This window comes from Mycobacterium persicum (assembly GCF_002086675.1).
Lineage (GTDB): Bacteria > Actinomycetota > Actinomycetes > Mycobacteriales > Mycobacteriaceae > Mycobacterium > Mycobacterium persicum.
The window spans coordinates 1-212 of record NZ_MVIF01000384.1; the positions used below are offsets into that span (position 1 = coordinate 1).

General features: G+C 76.9%; 1 pseudogene. It reads left to right on the top strand.

The annotated features are described in order from the left end of the window. A pseudogene (locus tag BST40_RS33755) lies at positions 1 to 212 on the top strand (hypothetical protein); the annotation flags it as partial.

The window sequence follows — 212 nt, forward strand, 5'->3', positions numbered from 1 at the left end:
GCCGCGGGTAATGCGTTCACCGGCACCGCCGGCACCCAAGGCGCCGGCGGCCAAGGCGGCACCGGCGGCCAAGGCGGTGCTGGTGGTCAAGGCGGTACCGGCACCGACAGCACCAACCCGGCGGTCGCGGGTCAGGCCGGCGGCACCGGCGGCACCGGCGGCCAAGGCGGCGACGCCGGCAAGGGCGGCCTCGGCTCCACTGTTGGTGCTGA